The organism is Campylobacter sp. RKI_CA19_01121, from assembly GCF_025771295.1.
In the GTDB taxonomy this organism is placed as follows: Bacteria; Campylobacterota; Campylobacteria; order Campylobacterales; family Campylobacteraceae; genus Campylobacter_D.
Genome location: NZ_JAKMQA010000011.1, coordinates 1 through 20,291 on the forward strand (window position 1 = coordinate 1; position 20,291 = coordinate 20,291).

16 protein-coding genes are annotated in these 20,291 nt (G+C 29.0%); 7 read left to right on the forward strand and 9 right to left on the reverse strand.

The features are described from left to right. Positions 1-158 precede the first annotated feature (158 nt). The 3 genes from L8T90_RS06575 to L8T90_RS06585 all read left to right on the forward strand — a co-directional run bounded on the left by L8T90_RS06575 (position 159) and on the right by L8T90_RS06585 (position 6,182). Complete coding sequence (locus L8T90_RS06575; protein ID WP_263737044.1) at positions 159-3,299, forward strand: filamentous hemagglutinin N-terminal domain-containing protein; 3,141 nt, start codon at positions 159-161, stop codon at positions 3,297-3,299. Positions 3,300-3,452: 153 nt separating this feature from the next. Further along, on the forward strand, positions 3,453-5,213 hold the full coding sequence (locus L8T90_RS06580; RefSeq protein WP_263737045.1) for a ShlB/FhaC/HecB family hemolysin secretion/activation protein: 1,761 nt from the start codon (positions 3,453-3,455) through the stop codon (positions 5,211-5,213). Positions 5,214-5,351: 138 nt separating this feature from the next. Beyond that, complete coding sequence (locus L8T90_RS06585; RefSeq protein WP_263737046.1) at positions 5,352-6,182, forward strand: hypothetical protein; 831 nt, start codon at positions 5,352-5,354, stop codon at positions 6,180-6,182. Here the strand turns inward: L8T90_RS06585 and rseP are convergent. The 9 genes from rseP to murJ are packed head-to-tail and all read right to left on the reverse strand — an operon-like array spanning position 6,179 to position 16,486. After that, the gene (rseP, locus tag L8T90_RS06590) at positions 6,179-7,285 is read right to left on the reverse strand and encodes an RIP metalloprotease RseP (protein ID WP_263737047.1); all 1,107 of its coding nucleotides are present in this window, start codon (positions 7,283-7,285) and stop codon (positions 6,179-6,181) included. The two genes, L8T90_RS06585 and rseP, sit on opposite strands and share 4 nt — an antisense overlap. A 1-nt stretch (position 7,286) precedes the next feature. Further along, the gene (gene pgsA, locus L8T90_RS06595; RefSeq protein WP_257928099.1) at positions 7,287-7,817 is read right to left on the reverse strand and encodes a CDP-diacylglycerol--glycerol-3-phosphate 3-phosphatidyltransferase; all 531 of its coding nucleotides are present in this window, start codon (positions 7,815-7,817) and stop codon (positions 7,287-7,289) included. Positions 7,818-7,868: 51 nt separating this feature from the next. Continuing rightward, a complete protein-coding gene (locus L8T90_RS06600; protein ID WP_087689753.1) occupies positions 7,869-8,648 on the reverse strand; it encodes an enoyl-ACP reductase in 780 nt (259 codons plus the stop codon). Then, the gene (gene dapA / locus L8T90_RS06605; protein ID WP_039666865.1) at positions 8,648-9,544 is read right to left on the reverse strand and encodes a 4-hydroxy-tetrahydrodipicolinate synthase; all 897 of its coding nucleotides are present in this window, start codon (positions 9,542-9,544) and stop codon (positions 8,648-8,650) included. The genes L8T90_RS06600 and dapA overlap by 1 nt, the downstream gene beginning before the upstream one ends. Then, the gene (locus L8T90_RS06610; RefSeq protein ID WP_263737048.1) at positions 9,534-10,787 is read right to left on the reverse strand and encodes a M16 family metallopeptidase; all 1,254 of its coding nucleotides are present in this window, start codon (positions 10,785-10,787) and stop codon (positions 9,534-9,536) included. The genes dapA and L8T90_RS06610 overlap by 11 nt, the downstream gene beginning before the upstream one ends. Then, on the reverse strand, positions 10,784-11,842 hold the full coding sequence (locus L8T90_RS06615; RefSeq protein ID WP_263737049.1) for a quinone-dependent dihydroorotate dehydrogenase: 1,059 nt from the start codon (positions 11,840-11,842) through the stop codon (positions 10,784-10,786). The genes L8T90_RS06610 and L8T90_RS06615 overlap by 4 nt, the downstream gene beginning before the upstream one ends. Before the next feature lie 51 nt (positions 11,843-11,893). Beyond that, positions 11,894-13,657: an ABC transporter ATP-binding protein gene (locus tag L8T90_RS06620; protein WP_263737050.1), complete on the reverse strand. Its 1,764-nt coding sequence runs from the start codon at positions 13,655-13,657 to the stop codon at positions 11,894-11,896. Then, positions 13,650-15,032 (reverse strand): cysteine--tRNA ligase, encoded by a 1,383-nt coding sequence (gene cysS, locus L8T90_RS06625; RefSeq protein ID WP_263737051.1) that lies wholly within the window; start codon positions 15,030-15,032, stop codon positions 13,650-13,652. Before cysS ends, L8T90_RS06620 begins: the two co-directional genes overlap by 8 nt. Next, positions 15,032-16,486, reverse strand: coding sequence for a murein biosynthesis integral membrane protein MurJ (murJ, locus tag L8T90_RS06630; RefSeq protein ID WP_263737052.1), 1,455 nt, complete (start codon positions 16,484-16,486; stop codon positions 15,032-15,034). The genes cysS and murJ overlap by 1 nt, the downstream gene beginning before the upstream one ends. 125 nt (positions 16,487-16,611) lie before the next feature. Here murJ and L8T90_RS06635 point away from each other — a divergent pair, with 125 nt between their 5' ends. From L8T90_RS06635 to L8T90_RS06650, 4 genes are read left to right on the forward strand one after another with little or no spacing between them, the layout of a single operon-like run. Then, the gene (locus L8T90_RS06635; protein WP_263737053.1) at positions 16,612-18,459 is read left to right on the forward strand and encodes a FapA family protein; all 1,848 of its coding nucleotides are present in this window, start codon (positions 16,612-16,614) and stop codon (positions 18,457-18,459) included. A gap of 5 nt (positions 18,460-18,464) precedes the next feature. Continuing rightward, positions 18,465-19,016 carry a Holliday junction branch migration protein RuvA gene (gene ruvA / locus L8T90_RS06640; RefSeq protein ID WP_263678993.1) on the forward strand — a complete coding sequence of 184 codons (552 nt, stop codon included), beginning with the start codon at positions 18,465-18,467 and terminating at the stop codon, positions 19,014-19,016. 16 nt (positions 19,017-19,032) lie between these two features. Further along, positions 19,033-20,073, forward strand: coding sequence for a D-alanine--D-alanine ligase (locus L8T90_RS06645; RefSeq protein ID WP_263737054.1), 1,041 nt, complete (start codon positions 19,033-19,035; stop codon positions 20,071-20,073). Between the two features lie 2 nt (positions 20,074-20,075). Beyond that, complete coding sequence (locus L8T90_RS06650; RefSeq protein WP_012661347.1) at positions 20,076-20,291, forward strand: type II toxin-antitoxin system Phd/YefM family antitoxin; 216 nt, start codon at positions 20,076-20,078, stop codon at positions 20,289-20,291.

Below are 20,291 nucleotides of genomic sequence, written 5' to 3' on the forward strand. Positions count from 1 at the left end.
TACAAAGCTTATTAGAAACTATTACTAAAAACAATCAAAGCTTACATAAAAACATCAAAGCAAAGGTTCAAAAAGCTAAATACACTCTAAGTGTAAGTAAAGATGCAAAAAGCATAGTAGTGAATTTAAACTAAAGCAATATACCAAAAGGATTAATTATGAAAAAGCTAGCAAATCATATCATACTCTCAGGTGTAACTGTATCAATGTTATTATCGCCTATAGTGGCAGCAGATAAACCACTTAATCCAAATCAATTACCTAGTGGAGGTAAATTTACTCATGGGACTAGTGGTAGTATAAATATTAATGGTAATAATATGTATATTAATGGAAACCAACAAAACTCAGTCATACAATGGGGTGGTGGTTTTAGTATAGGTAAAGATGCGCAGGTTCATTTTGGAAAAGGACAAAGTGGGCAAAACTACCTAAACATTGCTCATGGTACTAGTAAATCTACCATAGAAGGTATATTAAATGCAGGTGGTAACAATGTCTTTTTAATTAATCCTAATGGAGTAATCATTACTAAAACAGGAAATATCAATGCTAATCGCTTTGTGGCTTCGACTTCGTCTTTACAAGCAAAACATTTTGAGGAATTTAAAGCACAAGGCGCTTCTTTTTCTCCGGTATTTAAGCCACAAAAAGCAGGCAATGTGGTAAATATGGGTAATATTAATGCTAATAATGTATTACTTATAGGGAATAAGGTAAGTATAGATGGTGGCCATATCAATGGCAAACATAATGATAATGTTAGTGGTGATGCTTTAAAAAATCCAAGTGGTAATTCAGCTGATAAAATTCATTTGGTGGGGAATGAAGTCAATATATTAGTAGATGGAATTAAATCAGATTCTATTATAGCTAGTGCGTATGTAAAAGGATCTTTACAACAATCTACTACATCTTATTATAACTATGGCAATAATATAGGCAAACTTAACTTTATTACTCAAGAATATGACAACATAGATAAAACAAATTTAGGCAATAAAAAATTAGTAACTAAAGATAAATTTGAAAAACACGCAACTATAGGTTCTGATATAGATTGGTTTTATTTTGCTAAAGGGTGGAATGAAAATAAAAATAATATGAGAGATTTCTTTGACACCTATAAATTAGTAGATGATATTGATTTTGGGGCTAATTGTAAAAATGGAGTATGCACTGGTCAAAACTATGCTAATTATTGGGTGGATTTAAATGGTGATGGTGTAAAACAAGATAATGAATTTACTAATATGATAATTGGGTCGTATTTTTCGCAAGAAACAAATAATGCTTTTAATAAAATATTTGATGGACAGGGTTATACTTTAAAAAACATTAATATAGATATAAGCACAACAACTCATACAACAATAGGTGCTGGAATATTTGGAATATCTCATAATGCTACTTTTGAAAATATTAATGTAGATTATATGGGTGGTGGAATAAAATATGTGAGTTATGATGGAACCAGTAGTAGTGCTGTGGGTGGTTTTATAGGTAGATCATTTAATAGCAAAATTGACAATATAAGCTTGGCTAATGTAAATAAAATTTTGCATATATCATATAACCAAAATTTTGGTTCAATTGAAACAGGCGGATTTGCAGGAGATATTAGCGGAGGAGAAATTTCTAATATATATTTAAATAACATCAACTATATTGGTGGTTTTATATCTGGAGAAGCAGTTGCGGGAAGTATGAGTGGAGGTTTTGTAGGAAGGGCTACTAGTGCTTTTTCTAATATTTCACTAAATAATATTGGAAAAATATCTTCTGAGGTTAAAGGTGAGTATTATGTTAGTAACTCCACCGGAGGGTTTATTGGACGATCTGATGGAATGAATTTGTTTAGAGATATCTCAATATATAATATTGATGAGATTGATAGTATCGATCATGGTGAATTATATAATAGTGCGGGAGGATTTATTGGAGATATCAGCAATTGTGATGGTTGTAATTTTACTAATATCTCACTAGAAAATATTAAAAACATTGGAAATAGTAAAAACACAAGATGGGCTGGAGGATTTATTGGTACTGGTGGATTTATATCTTCTAGTTATAACTTTGAAAATATTTATTTATATTTTGATAAAGGTGTAAATATCAATGCTGTAGAAAGTACTGGAAAATTTTTAGGAATAAATATGTCTCCAGCGTCTTTAAATTTCAAAAACATCCATATCTATCACCATGAAAACGATTTAAGCAATGCAACTACCGATCAAAGCTATTGGGGTAATACCAATGATAAAATAAACATCCACACTTATAACGATTCTACTCAAAGCGATGCATATAAAGACTTTTTATCTAAAGCTAACACCATAGAAAAACCATCTAAGCCATCTAAACCAACCGATCCAATAGACCCAGCCGATCCTGATGTCATCTTAGATGATGATGATTTATATGCCAATGTTATTATGGAATGGATTATCAATGAAATAAGAGGAGTGGAGCATACTGTAAGTGTTGAAGATCTTAAAAAGCTAGCTGATTTTATTAATGCTTTTAAAGGATTAGATAAAGATTCAAGTGAAGCAGAAATTAAAGCTGTTGTAAAAACACATTTAGGCATAGATGGTGATAAAGCTTTAAGCATAGCTCAAAGTATCAGCTTTTTATTAAACTATCAAGAGCATAATTTTGATGGTAGATTAAGCGAAAAAGCTAAAACTATTTATGATGATATTATCAAGCCAAATGTTAGCAACACTTTAGGGTTAATTTCATATTTAGATAAAAATCAAGCTTATCTTTTAGAACAATATAACAAATACAAAGAGCTAGAGCAAATCTTTAAAGACAAAGAACAAGCTTATTTTACAGCAGAAGCTGAATTTAATAGATTATTAGATTTAGTCAATAAAGGTAAACTAAGCTACAATGATCCTAAATTCACTCAAGCGTTTGATAACTGGCTTAATGCTTATAATTCCTACAATGCCTTATCAAATGATATTAGTGATTTAAATGCCAATGTTGCTAGTATTAATAAAGGTATTGAAAATCTAGGTTATACAAAATTTAGTTTTGCTAAATTTGATGATATTACTAAAATACATTTAGTTGAACCTAAACTTCCTGATATAGATAATTCTCAAGGTGGAGATTTACCTGATTTTGAACAAACTGCTTCACTTAATTTAATAGGTGATGAAGCTGTAAGTGATGATGAAGAAACCGAAGAAGTTGAAGAAGCTTCATTAAAAGCTGATTCTAAAACTTGCATAGTTAGTGATAATTATAAAACTATGAATCCATGCGTGGTTGGAGGATTATAAAATATGCTTTGCTAGGATAGCTATATCCTAGCAATAATAACGAGTATATTAATGAATACTCGTATTAAATAATATTTTGATTAATCAATAATAAATATTAAAAAATAAAAACTCTTAATTTTAAAAATATATAAATAAAAGGAAAAAATAAGTATGAAAAAACTCTTATTTAGCACTATAGCACTTAGCTCTTTAGTCTATGCTAATAATGGAAGTATTAGCATAGCTAAAAATGATATAGAAAAGGTTATAGAATTATCCCCTGATAGAAACCTCCCTCAAAACAAAGCCATCAAAGAAAATCTAAAAACTAAAGATGATTATATAAAAAGCCAAGAAGCTAAAAAAGACTTTGAAGAAAAAAAGAAAGAATTAAAAGAAAAACTAAATCAAGAAGAGGAAGTTAATTGGGAAACTAACAATCAAACTAATAATACTAACACCCCTACCACTAAAAAAATAATAACCAAATATAAATTTGTTATCACTAATAAAAATACTAGCTTTGAAAAACTAGGTATTAAAGAAGAAGATTTACAATTACTTATTAGTGAGTTTAGTGCTAGAAAATTTAGCTTGCAAGATTTACAAGATATATCTAATATCATTGCTTATTATTTCCAAGTTAATGGCTATCCTGCAGCAACAGCTTATGTACCCCAACAAGAATTTGAAGATAGTGTACAAATAAACATAGCCTTAGGAACATTAGGTAAGTATATAGTAAAGAATAAAACTACTATAAAAGATTATTTTATAGAAAGTAAGCTTAATGAAAGAATCAAAGGTAAAATCATCTCTACTAAGTTAATAGAAGATAGTGTATATAAAGTCAATGAAATGTATGGAGTACAAACCCTAGCAGGTTTACAAGCAGGAGAGAATGTAGGAGAAACTGATGTAGTTATAGAAGTAGTTCCTGATACTAAGGCTAATGTATTATTATATGCTGATAATTATGGTATTGAAAGTGCAGGGGATATTAGAGCTGGTATTAGTATGGGATTTAATTCCATACTTAATATGGGAGATTATTATAATTTTTACTTACAATCAAGTAATGAAAAACAAATTAACTATGGAGCTAGTTATACTTTCTTTTTAGGAAATTTAAAAATTACTCCAAGCGTATCTCAAGGATCTTATTCTTTAGGTGGAGATTATGAAGATGCAGGATTTTATGGTACTTCTAGAAATTTTGGTGTAGATTTTTCTTATCCTGTATGGATTAATACTAATTCATCTTTATATTTTACTTCTAGTATTTATCATAAGATACTTAGTGATACTAGTTTGTTTGGTGTTTTTACTACCGATAAACATTCTAATGTAGGTAGTATGGGTTTAGAAGGTTTATTTAGAGGATTTGAGAATAATACCTTAAGTTATAGTGCTAAGGTAAGTGTGGGTAAGGTATATGATGATAGTGATTTTAAATTTGGTAGCAAAACTTTTGGTTGGTTTAGAAAGCTCAATGCTAGTGTGAATAATTATTATAGTATTAATGAATACATTACTCATACTTTAAATATAAACTATCAAAAGGTATTAGGGAATTTTGAATTAGATTCTTCTGAGAGTTCCTCTTTAGGTGGAGCTTATGGAGTAAGAGCTTATGATAATGGAGAAGGTGATGGAGATAATACCATAATAGCTAACTTTGGTATAAGAATAAATATACCAAATACTAATTTTTATTTTACTCCTTTTTATGATATAGGTTATGCTTGGTATGAAAAAGATGGGGGTAGATTAGCAGATGAGCATTTTTTAGATGCAGTAGGTTTGCAAGTACTTTATAATAAAACTAATGAGTATTATATAAAGCTTGATGCAGCAAGAGCAGTTCATCAGTATAAATACGATGATGATCATAGAATGAAATTGTATTTAAGTGGTGGGGTGTATTTTTGAAAAATAATTGCTTTGTTATTAAAAATATTGTTAATTAGTCATATTGTAAAAATATAATGTTATTATAAATATAGAGTTAGCGATATTTCATAATAAATGTGAAATTTTGCATCTTTAGAATAATACATTAGAGGTTGAGTGAAAAAATACATTTTTTTAAGCTGTATATGCATAAATGCATTTGCTTTAAATTTAGAAGAAAGCTTAGGTGAGGGTGAGGCTAATATTAGCAAATATCAAAAGTCAAACACTGTTTCTAAGCAAGTATTTTTTCAAAAACCACAAGAGTACCAAGCTCAAAGTACAGATCTTAGTTCTTTTGCTAGTAATTCTTTAGGTCAAGTTTTAAATTTAAGCTCTAAAGATAAGACAGAGGCTAATTTAGACTATGATGCTTTAAATGTAAATATAAAAAATATTAATTCAATACTAGATTATGAAAACGCTACTTTGCTTTTAGAAAAACAAGCAAGAATAGGGCAATTAGAACAAGCTTATTCTTTAGGACTTATTAATCGTTATGAATTTGATGAGTTTAATTTAGGTTTTAATTATTTTAATGATCAGTATAAAGAATCTTATGAAAAAAATAGTTTTGGTGCTGAATTTCAATTTGGTCATTATTTTAAAGCATATGCTAATCACTATAATATAAAGGAAAATGATAGCGAAGATAGCACAGAGCTTGGTTTGATGTTTGATTTGCCTTATTTGAATGTTTTAAATGTAAATTCTAATATAAAAGAATTACAAAATCAATATAACATTACTTATTCTCCAATTTCTATTTTAGATTTATCACTTAATTATCAAGATGAAAAAACTAGCGCCAAAGATCAAACAGCAATGTGGGTAAGATTTAGACTAAATTATGAGCAAAGTTTAAGTAAGCAATTTTATAATAGTTTTTACCGTAAAAACAATATAGGTGAATTCAATCGCTATGATTTTGCCACTAGGACTTATTAATTATTCATAAAACGAGTGATGTCGTTATAAGTTACAAACACCATTAAACTTAAAAGCAAAGCCATGCCAAAATAACTAAGATATTCAAAACATACTTTTGGTACTTCTTTTTTAAAGATTAACTCATAAAGGTTAAAAAGTATATGTCCTCCATCTAGCGCTGGAATAGGAAGTAAATTTAACACTCCAAGGTTGATAGAAATTAAAGCTGTGATTAAAAATAAAACTACTATACTAGTATTTGCTGCTTTGGAGGTTATATCTACCATAGTGATGATTCCACCCATGTTTTTAGTATCTAACTCCCCGCTGATGATTTTAGCAAGGCCTTTAAAAATAAGCAAAGAAGCTTCTATGCTTTCTTCATAAGCATATTTTAAACTACTAAATCCTGGATGATAAATAGTAACAAACTCACCCTTAGGTGCTATGCCAATTAGTGGTTTTTGAACTTTTTGATAAAACTCATTATAACCTTGGTCAATTTGTGGAGTTAGGGTGATGTTGATGAGTTTACCATCGCGTTCTATACTAAGCAAGGTTGGTTTTATATGCACAAGTTTACCGATTTCTTCAAAGCTTTGAATTTTAACTCCATCTATAGCTAGGATTTTATCTCCAATTTGTAAATTTGCTTTTTGCGCAGCTGAGTTTGGCGCTATATTGCCAATAACAGGTGCAAGTTTTTGAACTCCTAAAAAACCTATGGCTATATAAAGTAAAAATGCTAAAAAGAAATTAAAAAATGGTCCTGCGAAAAGTATGTAAATTCTAGCTAGAGGACTTAGAGTATTATAGCTATTTGGTTCGTAATTTTTTTCGCTAGGATTTAAATCATCTTGTCCTTTGAGTTTAACATAACCACCAAAAGGTAGAGCAGATAAGCGATATTCTGTGTTTTTGTAAGTTTTTTTAAAAACAGCTCTTCCAAAGCCTATACTAAAAATTTCTACATCTACTTTCATATGTTTTGCGGCTAAAAAATGTCCTAACTCGTGAAAAAAAATTAAAAAAGATATAACCAAAAGCGTTATTAAAAAGCTAAAAGAATAAAATTTAAAGCCAATGGCTAAGATAATAAATAAAAATAAATATGATTTCAAATTATACCTTTTTTAAATGTTTTGTATAAGCTAGTATGTATTCAAAAGCTGAATAAAGTGTAAGTACTAAGGCAATAAACAACAATGTATTAGCAAAAGGCCATTGCATGATTAAAAATATAATAGCTATCATTTGAAAGGTTGTTTTTATTTTTCCTGCAAAAGAAGCACTTACATCAAATTTTTCACTCACCATAACTACTCGAAAACCGGTTATAAAAAACTCTCTTACTAAAATAATATAAATCATCCAAGGATCAGCTTTTTGGGTGAGTAATAATCCTAAAAAAGCAGCCAAAACAAGCATTTTATCTGCTAGTGGATCTATAATAGCTCCAAGTTTTGTAGTTTGATTCCAAGTTCTTGCAATATAACCATCAAAAAAATCAGTCAAGGCAGCTATACCAAAAACAACACAAGCAAAATAATTTACCCAACTAGGATGAATATTTTCAAAATCATTAATAAGCAAAAAAAACAAAAGTGGAGCTAATAATATCCTTATAAATGCTAAGATATTAGGTAAATTCATTGTTTATTAATCCTTGTGTTTAAAGAAAATACCCCAAAATGGGGTAATGAATCATTTAAAAGTTGTACCACCATCTACGATTAAGGTGTGTCCTGTGATCCAATTTGCTTTATCAGAGCATAAAAATAAACATGCTCCTGCTAAATCTTGAGGTTGTCCAATACGGTTTAATGGACTAAGATTGATAGTTGCATTTTTAACTTCTTCATAATTTGTGAATGCTTTAAGCGCGTCAGTGTCAATTGGTCCACCACTTACTACATTTACACGGATGTTTTTAGAACCAAGTTCAGTTGCAGCATATCTTGCCATAGCTTCTACCGCTGCTTTAGCTGTACCGTGTCCTGCATAGTTTTCAATATGTACTAAATTTCCTGTTGAAGAAATAGATAATATACTACCCCCGCCAACTTTTTCCATTCTTTTTGCTGCTTCTTGTGCTCCAACAACAAAAGCATTTACAGTTGCTGTGAAGATATTATTAATACCTTTTGGCTTTAATTTCATAAATTTAGTATATCCACCTACAACAGCACGACCTGAGATAATAGCATTAGAGATGAAAAAATCTATTCTGTCAAAATCTTGATCGATTTTTTCAAATAATTCTTTATAAGTTTCTGGTTCAAGTATGTTAAACTCGTAAGCCTTTGCTTTGATTTTATAGTTATTTTCTAAATCTTTTACAATTTCTTGAGCCAAATCTGCATTAGAATTATAAGTAAAAGCTACATTAGCTCCTGCTTTTGCAAACTCATATACAATAGCTTTACCAATCCCTCTTGTTCCACCGCTAATTACTAAAGTTTTATTTTGAAAAAAAGTATCCATTAAAATCCTTTGATATTATAGTTTTTCATAATCGCTTCTATTTTTGCTAAATTGCAATCACTAGGTTTACAAAGTGGCAAACGATATTCTAAAGTAGGAGTTAAACCTGCTATATACATTGCTGCTTTAATGGGTATAGGATTGCTTTCGCAAAATAAAATTTTATTGATATTATACAACTCATCATTAATTTTTTTAGCTTCAATATATTTTTCTTCTAAAGCTAGATGAGTTAATTTTGAAATCATATCAGGAAGTAAATTTGAAGTAACTGAAATCACACCTTTACCGCCATTTGAAAGTATAGGATAATTAATCGCATCTTCTCCGCTTAAAAGCATCATTCTAGGCTCATGTGCTAGCAAATCAACGCATTTATCAATGCTCCCACTAGCTTCTTTTACTCCATAAATATTTTCACAATCTCTAAATAATCTTATAATGGTTTCTGTTTGAAGCTCACAACCTGTTCTTCCTGGCACGTTGTATAAAAGTACAGGTATATCTATGCTTTTTGCTATTTCTTTATAATGTAAATACAAACCTTCTTGTGTGGGTTTGTTATAATATGGAGTAACGCTTAAAATACCATCAGCTCCATGCTCTTGTGCAAATTTAGCCAAACTTACAGCTTCATGGGTAGCATTGCTTCCTGCTCCTGCTAAAACCTTACAAGAACTTCCCTTGCAAGCATCTAATGCTATTTCTATACAAATTCTATGTTCTTCATGGGTTAAGGTGGCACTTTCTCCGGTTGTTCCAACAGGCACTACTGCATCAATCCCATTTGCTATTTGTCTTTTGATGAGTTTGTGGTAAGTTTGTTCATCTAATTTTCCATTTTTAAATGGAGTTATTAAAGCTGTCATTGCTCCTATAATGATTTTATTGTCCATTTTCACCCCTTTTAAAGATTATTGTAGTAGATTTGTTTTCATTGAAATATTTTCTAGCACAATGAATTAAATCATCTTTGCTTAGATTTTCTATATTTTTTTCATAATCAAGTAAAGGTTTTAAATCGCCTTTGGCAAGATAAGAGCCATAAATATTTGCAACGCTACTTGCATTGCTTAGTGAAAAAATAAAATCACTTTTTACAGTATTTTTGATTTTTTCCATGATAGTATCATCAAATTTAGCATTTTTTACATCTTCAAGAATTTTTAAAAGCTCTTTTTCAACATCTTCTGCTTTTATACCTTCATTGCAAACACAAATAAATATAAATAAATTCTCATCTATATTTTCGCTTGCATAAGCATAAAATTCATTGATAAGTTCTAATTTATCAATTAAAATTTCGCTTATTAAAGAACTTTTTCCATTTCCCAAAAGTTCGCTTAATGCACAAAGTTTTGGCATATCCTCATGATTAAATGCAGGAATTTTATATGCAAGTGCTAGTAATTGTGTATCGCTTTCTTTATGCAAGATCACACGTTTAGCACCATCTTGCTCAGGTTCTTTTTCATGAACTATAGGGATTTCTTTGGTATTTTTTATATCTTGAAAATGCTTTTTAGCTAAAGTAAATACTTCATCTTCATCAATATCACCACTCACAAGCAAAATAGCATTTTTAGGTTGATAAAAAGTTTGATGAAAATCTTGTATATCTTCTATTTTCCAATTTTGTATATCTTTAAAAAAGCCTATCGGGGTCCAGTGATATGGATGGTGTAAAAAGGCATGATTGTATAATCTAAAATACAAATATCCCAAAGGATTATTATCAGTTCTCCAACGCCTTTCTTCTAAAACTACATTTCTTTCAGGTTGAAACTCATCATCTTTTAAATTTAAATTACGCATTAATTCAGCAAAAAGCCATAAAGATTTATCTAAATTTTCACTAGAGCATTTTATAAAATAATGCGTATAGTCAAAGCCCGTACTTGCATTATCTACTCCGCCAAAACCCTTGACTATCTCATCAAATTCACCTGCTTTTAAATTTTTTGTACTTTTAAAATTTAAATGTTCAAGCATATGAGCTATGCCACTTTTTCCCATTTTTTCATTTCTTGAGCCAACTTTATAAAAAATATCTACACTTATAACTCCGCTTTTTTTATTTACAGGTAAAGTATAGACTTCAAGTTCATTTTCAAGGGTGATTTTTTTATAATTAATCATTTAAAATTAACTCCTATAGCTTGACTAATATGATTAAAACCATCTTGTTTTAAAAGCTCAATTAAACCTTGATTGATATTTTTAACAATGCTTGGTCCTTTAAAAATCATAGCTGTATAAATTTGAACCAAGCTAGCCCCATTTTTAATGCGCTCATAAGCAAGTTCAGCACTATCTATGCCTCCACTTGCTATTAAAATAGTATCTTGATAAATTTCTTTAGCTACTTCTTTAAAAAATGTCGCACTTTTTTGGGTGATTAATCTACCACTAATTCCGCCAAAAGTTCTTGCATTGTCAATCAAAGAATAATCTATACTAGTATTTGCCATGATAATGCCATCAGCTTTTGCACTAATAGCGCTTTTACAAAGTGAAATTGCGCTGTCTATATTCATATCTGGAGCAATTTTTAAAATCACAGGTTTATTTGTGATTTCTTTTGCTTGGTTAAATAAAGTACTTACAAATTCCTCGCTTTGTAAATCTCTTAAATTCTTGGTATTTGGAGAGGATATATTAATTACAAATAAATCACATAAATCTTTAAATTCTTTTAATAAAATAATATAATCATTAATAGCTTCTTCATTTGGAGTGATTTTGTTTTTACCTATATTTGCCACTAAAGGTATGCTAAAAGGATAGACTTTTTTTACTTCTTTTGCAATAGCGTCTTTACCTTTATTATTAAAACCCATAGCATTTTGAATACTTTCTTGTTCAACAAGTCTAAAAAGTCTAGGTTTTTCATTACCATTTTGAGGTTTTGGAGTAAAAGTTCCATACTCTAAAAAACCAAAACCTAAAGCACTTAGCGGTCTTATCATGGTTGCATTTTTATCAAAACCACCTGCTAAACCCACAGGATTATAAAAATTCAGATTAAAAATTTCTTGATTTAAAATTTCATCATTTATTACACAGTCTTTTGCAAAAAAACTAAGCCCCCCAGGAAATATACAATCTAGCGTCCGCATACTAAATTCAGCCAGAGCATGAGCATTTTCTGGATCTAATTTATATATTAAAGGTTTTAAGCTTTCATAAGTCATATTTTTCCTTTATTTGCAAAATAGCATATTGTACTAAAAAAATGATAATTTTTAGTTTTCATTTTCTTTGACTTTATCAGTTTTTTGTGCTTTTTGTTTTAATTTTTGATAAATTTCACAATGTTGCATTAAATAAGCATCATTTCCTATAGAAGCTATTTTTCCTTTATCAAGCACAGCGATTTTATCGGCATTTTCTATGGTGCTAAGTCTATGAGCGATGATGAGTATCAAACGATCTTTTTTTAAGCTTTCTATAGTTCTTACTATGGCTTTTTCGCTTTCATTATCAAGTGCTGAAGTTGCTTCATCAAAAATTAAAATTTGAGGATTTTTATATAAAGCCCTTGCTATAGCAATGCGTTGTTTTTGTCCGCCGGAGAGATTTTTTCCATGTTCTTTTAATTCAGTATGTATGCCACCAAGTTCTTGAACAAAATCATAAGCATTAGCTTGTTTTAAAACCTCTACTACACGTGCTTCATCATATTCTTTAGCATAAGCTATATTTTGAGCTATAGTGTCATTAAATATATAAATATTTTGAGTTACCAAAGAGATATTTTCTCTTAAACTAACAATATCAAAAGAGCTAATATCTTTTTGATTGATTAAAATTTCACCACTATCTTTTTCAAAAAAATACATCAAAAGATTGATAATAGAAGATTTTCCTCCACCGCTTGATCCAACTAAGGCTAGAATTTCTCCTTTGTTAAAAGAAAAATTTACATCTTTTAATACCATTTTATCTTTTTGATAGCTTAAAGAGACATTTTTAAAATGGATATTTTGGATATTTTCTGTAAGTTTTTCTTCACCACCTTTAATTTGTGGTTCTAAATCAGTTAGATAAAAAGTTCTCTCACTAGCTGCCACAGCATTTTGTAATCTTGTATAAAGTGAAGAAAGTCTTTTAATAGGAGTATAAGCCATAAATAAAGCTGTAGTAAAGCTAAAAAAAGAACCTATACTTAAACTTCCATCAATTACTTCTTTGCCACCTATTATAATTACTATTGCAAAGCCAATTGAACCCATAGATTCCATTAAAGGGCTACTTAAAGCTTCGATTCTAATGCCTTTTAAAGAAAGTTTGCAAACTTCGCTATTTGTTTGGCTGAATTTTTGCATTTCATTTTTACCTGCATTAGAAGCTTTAATAAGTTCTATATTAGAAAAGATTTCACTTAATCTTGAAGTAAGATCAGAATTTTTTTCTTGGGTATTGCGTCCTATTTTTTTGATTTTTTTAGCAAAAATAGCAAGAGGGTAAATTGCTAAAGGCAAAATTACTAAAGCAAAAAAAGCAAGCTTTGGGCTTTGATAAATCACTACGCTTAAAAGTCCAATTGCGGTTAAACTTTCTCTTAAAATTTCAGGTATGATAGTAGAAACTATATTTTGCAAAGCTCCAATATCAGAAGTACACCTGCTGATTAATTCCCCGCTTCTGTATTTATAAAAAAAGCTCATATCTAAGCGCAAAAGATTGCCAAGGACTAATTCTCTTAATCTTCTTAAAATATCTGTTCCAACATAAGATATATAATAAACTTGCATATAAGCACCAATATTTTTTAAAGCATAAATTAAAATCACCAATAAAGGCATATAATAAAGCAATTGAGCATTTTTTTCTATAAAAATTTTATTTAAAATAGGCTCTATGATGTATGCACTAGCAGCTGTTCCACCACTAGTTAAAAGCATGCCAATGATAGCTAAAACAAAATAAAACCAATAATCTTTATAATAAGACTTAAAGCGAGTAAATACCTCTTTAAGCTTCATTTCTTTGTAATTTTTATCCATTTTTCTCCCATACCACACCATTTGGTGTATCCATTAAAAGAATATTCTCTTTAGCTAAATCATCACGAATTTGATCTGCTAAGGCATAGTTTTTTTCTTGCTTTGCCTTGTTGCGTAGAGCAATTTTTTCTTCTATTTCTTGACATTTTTCTTCACTAATGCCAAATTGAAAATATTTTATAGTATCTATAAAACCTATACCAAAAATAAAAGAAAGTTCTTTTAAGGTTTTTTCTACTTGTATTTTATAAGTTTTATCTTTTGGGTTTTGATCTAAGTAAATATTACTTTCATTGATAAACTCATCAAGTAAAGCTAAGGCTTTAGAGGCATTTAAATCATCATTTAAAACTTCTAAGATATTTTTAGCTACTTCACTTTCTATGGTAGTTTTTTCATCTATAAAAGCATTTAAATTTAAGCGTTTTTTTAAACGGTAAAATTTATCAAGTCTTTTTTTAGCAGCTTGTAAGTCTTCTAAAGCATAGTTAAAATGCGCTCTATAATGCACACTTAAAAGATAAAATCTCAAAACCTCTCCACTAAAAAGTTTTAAAGAATCTTTTAGAAAAAAGCTATTTCCCAAGCTTTTGCTCATTTTTTCACCATTAATTTGCACAAAGCCATTGTGTAGCCAAAAATTAGCTAATTCATGATTGTTTTTACAACGACACTGGCAAGCTTCATTTTCATGATGAGGAAAAAGTAAGTCTATGCCCCCTGCGTGAATGTCAAGTTTATCTTTAAAAATACTTTCTATCATCACAACACATTCTGTGTGCCAACCTGGTCTTCCTTTGCCAAAACTTGCAGGATAAAATTTTTCATCAAATTTCCATAAAACAAAATCGCTATCGTTTTTTTTAGCCACGCTTTCTTCAAGGCGTGATTGATTATCTTCTAAATTTCTTTTAGAGATATAAAAGTATTTATCATCTTTGCTGGTATCAAAATAAATCCCATCTTCAAGTTTATAAGCTAGGTTTAATTCTAAAAGTTTTTCTATATAAGTAATCATTTGCTCAATATAAGCTGTAGCCTTTGGTTTAAAATCAGGTTCTAAGATATTAAGCGCTTGCATATCTTCTTCATATCTTTTAATATAAAAATTTGTAATTTCTTCTAAGCTTTTACCACTTTCTTGCAATTTTTTTAAGATTTTATCATCAATATCAGTGTAATTTCTAGTAAAAACTACTTCATAATCACTTGCTAGTAAAACTCTTCTTAAAAAATCAAAACATACACTACTTCTTGCATGTCCTAAATGCGCATCATCATATACAGTAGGCCCGCATAAATAAATATTTGCTTTTTTTGCCTCATGTGGGATAAATTCGCATTTTTTCTTTAAAACACTATCAAAAAAAACCATCAAAACAAACCTTTAAAAAAATGATAAATTTCAATTAAAAATTGTATTAAAATATCTTTAATTTCAAATAAGCCTAAAGCAAATAAACTTAAAAATACTATGCTAATAAGCCAAAATTTAACCCTAAAAATACCCCAAAGATTTTTAAAGCCAAATTCTTTTATATTAGCATATAATAAATAAAAAGCACTAATAGATGAAGCTAGTGCAATACCTAAGCTCTTATAAGCTTCTTCTTTAATAAGTAAAATAATCACTATGCTAAAAAATGCTGATATAAAAAGTGTTTTAAAGGCTATTATAGCGGCTATTTTTTGTTTAAATTTAGCATAAAGCCATAAAGAAAAAAGTTTTTGCAAGCCAAAAGGCAAAAGCCCCAAAAGATAAGCTTGTAATAAAAATGCAGTGATTTTTGTATCTTCTTGATTAAAATTTCCTCTTTGAAACAAAAACTCCACAATTTCTTTAGCTAAAATAATCCCAACTATACTAGCTAAAATCAAAAGCACGCTTAAATACTCAAAAGCTTTTTGCATAAAAGCCAAGGCTTTTTGTTCTTCATTTGCTTTTAAATGTCTTAGTATTTTGGGAAAACTTACTTGACTTAGAGCGATTGCAAAAAGAGCTAAAGGAAGCTGAAAAACTCTGTTAGAATAATACAAATACGAAATACTTCCAGCCATTAAAAAACTAGCTATAGTGGTATCTAATAAAGAACTAATTTGATTTGCCGAAGAGCCTAAAAGTCCATGGGTAAAAGTAGAGTGGAATTTATCTAAACTAGTCTTTGTTTTTTTAAGTTTTATGCTTAAATACATACTTTTTAAAATTCTAGTGTTTTTTAAAGCAAAAATATGCCATATAAGTTGAGCTAGACCACTTAAAACAGTCGAATACGAAAAATAATACAAAGCTTCTAAAGGTTTATCTTGAGTGACAAAAAATCCTGCAATCACAACAAAAAGATTAAAAAATGAAGCAGAAAAAGAAGTGATGAAAAAATTTTGTTTATAATTTAACAAAGAGCCTAAAAAAGTTACTAAAAAAATAAAAAACAAATACCAAAAATTAATAGAAACTAAAGGTGCGGCTAGAATGATCGTTTCTTTGTTAAAACCAAAGGCAAAAATCTTTGTAAAAAATTCAGCAAAAAAACTCACTAAAACACAGGTTAAAAAAACAATAATACTAAATTGTAATAAGACATTTATACAAAAAGCACCTTTTTTACTTGCTTTTAAAAAACTTGGTAAAAAGGCTTGTCCAAAGGCTCCTTCAGCGAAAATTCTTCTAAAAAAAGCAGGCATTTTTAAAGCTACAAAGAAAATATCACTATAAATTCCAGCCCCTAAGTACAAGGCTAAAACAATATCTCTTAAAACACCCATAATCCTAGAAAATAAAATTCCTAAGGCATTGATGATAAAATTTTTAAAAATAATATTTTTTCTCATTAATTTTCATTCTTTAAATATTAGTTTGAGTATTATAAAATTTTTTAGTAGCAATAATTTTAACTAAATTTTGATTTTATTTTTGCTAAAATCAAAATTTTATACACAATAAGGAAGCTTAAGCTATGGAAGAGAAGAAAATTTTATATACTAAAGACCCTTATAAAGAGCTTTTGATATTTGCTTCTGAAAATAAATGCGAAGTTGATGAACTTGATTTTAGATTATTAAGTTTTAGTACTTCTTATGCTTATGATAATCAAGAATGGATAAAAGTTAATGAAAAAGAATTAAAAATTTTTGAAGAAGATGAAAAATTTTTAATTCATGATTTAAGTATAGAGCAAGAGTATAAAATAGAAATTTATTTTAAAAAATTTGCACACTCACCAGCTTTTGAGATCAGTTTATGCACTAATGAAATTTGTACTTTATTAAAAGCTAGTGTTAAAGCCAGTGAAATTATTGCTTTTCATGATAAATTGGCGCTAGAACTTTTAGAAGCTATTTACAAAGCGATGATAAAAGAGAAATATTTGCTTGGATTTAGAATTTTTGATTTTAAAAAGCAAATTATTGATTTTAATACCAAAGTTAAAGAAAAGCAAAAATTTGATTTTGAAGTTGAATTTGAAGTATGTAAGGGAGTTAATCCTCAAGAGCCTACAAATGAAGAAATTCAATATCACTACCTAGAAAATCTAAAAAAGCACAATGATGTGATGAATAGAAACTATGTAGCACCTATAGGAAAAGATGAGGTGGCTATTGAGAGGATTAAACCAAAAGAGGGTAGTGATGGCAAGGATTTAAGATTTAAAATTTTAAAAGCTCTCCCACCAAAAACAAACAAAGAAAAAGTTATTTGTTCGGATAATTTTGAAGTTAAAGAAGATGATGAAAGTATAAAATATATTGCCAAAAAAGATGGCTTTATTATCCAAAAAAAATCTATTTATGAGATAGAAAATTATTTAGAATTTAATAAGGTTGATTTTAAAAGTACGGGTTCTATTTGGGCGGGTTTTGATAAACAAGTTATCATTGTGATTAAAAATACAAATAGTTTAGAAGATGCAATAGGTCCTAGGATTACTGTTGAAGCTCAAGAATTAGAAGTTACTGGTAATATGGCTCAAGATTCTGTTTTAAGAGGTAAAAAAGTAATTCTTAAAGGTAATATGCATCATAAAAGCACTATTATAGGGCAAAAGGTTGAGGTTAATATCTTAAGAGGATATTGTGAGGCCGAGGAAGTTTTTGCTGAAACTTTAGAAAATGGTTCTATCAAGGCTAAAAAAGTAAATATTAAAAAGGCTGTGGGTGGGGAGATTATTGCGGATGAAATTTACATACAAGAGCTTGGTGGTAATTGTTTGTGTATTGCTAAAAGCTTGATTCATGTTGAAAAAGTTCAAGGAAGTGGCAATAAACTTGTAATTCAAGATCTCAAAGCTTTTGATAAAGAAAAAAGTGGAGAAGAGATACTTTTGCATATTGAAGAGTTAAAAAAAGAACAAGAAAATTTAGTCAAAGAAATTGAAGAAACCAAGCATACTATCCATGTGAGTAAAGATTCTGTGAGAATTTTACAGCAAAAGGCAAAAGAATTAATGAGTGCAAAAAGAGCTGTACCGCAAGCTTATAAGATTACTATTAAAGATTTTAATCAAAAGATTGAAAATTTAAATATTTTAGCTAATAAAATAGAAACCTTAAAAGAAGAAGAAAAAGCAAATATAGAAAAGCTTAAAAAAATTCAAGATGAACTTTTAAAATCAAAAATTATTAATAAAAGTGGAAAATGGATGGATTTAAACGAGGTTAAATTTGTTTTATTAAATCCTAGAAAAGAATTAAGCTATCATCCTCATAGTGAAGAAAAAATTCAATGTTTTGAGCTTGAAAAAATAGATACTGAAAATGGGATGAGTGTTTATGAAATTCGCTCTATTAGTAATTACAAGGAATAAGCTAAATGATAGTGGCAATTGAAGGAATAGTGAGTAAAAAAGAACCTACTTTTGTTGTTTTAAAAACTTCAAGTGGGGTAAGTTATGGTGTTTATGTGTCGCTTTTTTGCTCAAGTAATTTTGAAAAAGATCAAAAGGTTGAGTTTTTAATCACACAAATTATCAAAGAAGACTCTCATAAATTATATGGATTTTTAGATATTAATGAGCAAAGAATGTTTGAATTATTAATTAAAATTAGTGGTATAGGAGCAACTACTGCTATGGCGCTTTGCTCAAGCTTAGATACTAATACTTTTTATGCGGCTTTGCAAAGTGGTGATGAGAGTGTATTTAAAAAGGTTCCTGGTATTGGTCCAAAGAGTGCAAAAAGAATTATAGCTGAGTTAAGTGATGCAAAAATCAATATAGAAAATTCCAATCAAGACCAAGCACAAGCTTTGGCAGCTTTACTTTCACTTGGTTTTAAACAAGAAAATATTTTAAAGGTTTTAAGAACTTGTGAGAGTAAAAATACTAGTGAGCTTATTAAAGAGGCTTTGAAAAAATTAGCATAATAAAAGGAAAAATATAATGATATATGGTGTAATTTTTGGTGCAAATTCTTATGAACATGAAATTAGCATTGTGAGTGCTGTGGTATTAAAAAAAGTACTCAAAGCGCAAAAAAAATTTATATTTTGTGATAAAAATAAAGAATTTTTTCTTATAGATGAAGAAAAAATGAATGCAAAAACTTTTAGCAGTGGTGCTTATAAAAAAGAAAAAGCCTTGGTGCTAAAGCAGGGTGGGTTTTTTATAAAAACTATGTTAGGCGAGAAAAAAATTGACATTGATGTAGCGGTAAATATCGTACATGGAAAAGATGGCGAAGATGGCAAAATAGCTGCTTTGCTTGATTTTTATGGTATAAAATACATAGGACCGCGTATAGAAGCTAGTGTTTTATCTTTTAATAAGGTTTTAACTAAACTGTATGCACAAAGTGTAGGGGTAAAAACACTTGATTATAAGGTTTTAAATTCGCATAAAGAGCAAAATGTTTCTTTAGACTTTCCTTGTATTTTAAAGCCTGCAAGATTAGGTAGTAGCATAGGTATAAGTATAGTTAAAGATGAAAGCGAGCTTAAATATGCTAAAGATGTTGCCTTTGAATTTGATGAGGATGTTGTGGTTGAAAAATTTGTAAGCAATATTAAAGAATATAACTTAGCAGGTTGTATGATAGGTGAAAAAATGGAATTTTCTATCATTGAAGAGCCTAGAAAAAATGAAATTTTAGATTTTGAACAAAAATATTTAGGTTTTTCAGAAAGTTCTAAAGTCAGTGAAGCGGATATTAGTGAAGAATTAAAGCAAAAACTAAGGGATAATTTTACAAGAATTTACAATCCTTTATTTAAAGGAGCTTTGATTCGCTGTGATTTTTTTGTGATAGGTGATGAGGTTTATTTAAATGAGATCAATCCAAACCCAGGATCATTGGCAAATTATTTATTTGAAGATTTTACTAACACAGTTGATAATTTAGCAAAAAATATAGAGCTAGAAAAGCAAATTAAGATTGATTATGCTTTTATTCACAGTATTAATGGGCAAAAAGGTAAGTTATAATCATGGCTACTTTTAGCAAAGATGAAATTTATACTGCAACTGAAGTAGTAAGAAATTTCAGTACTATGCTTGAAAAAACAAAAAAGAGCGAAAATGGTAGAGTGGTGATAGTAAAAAATAATAAATTTGAAGCCGTGCTTTTAAGTTTTGAAGAATATGAGCGTTTAAATGAAGCTGTAATGCTTTTAGAAAAGATTTATAAAGATAAAAAAGGCTAG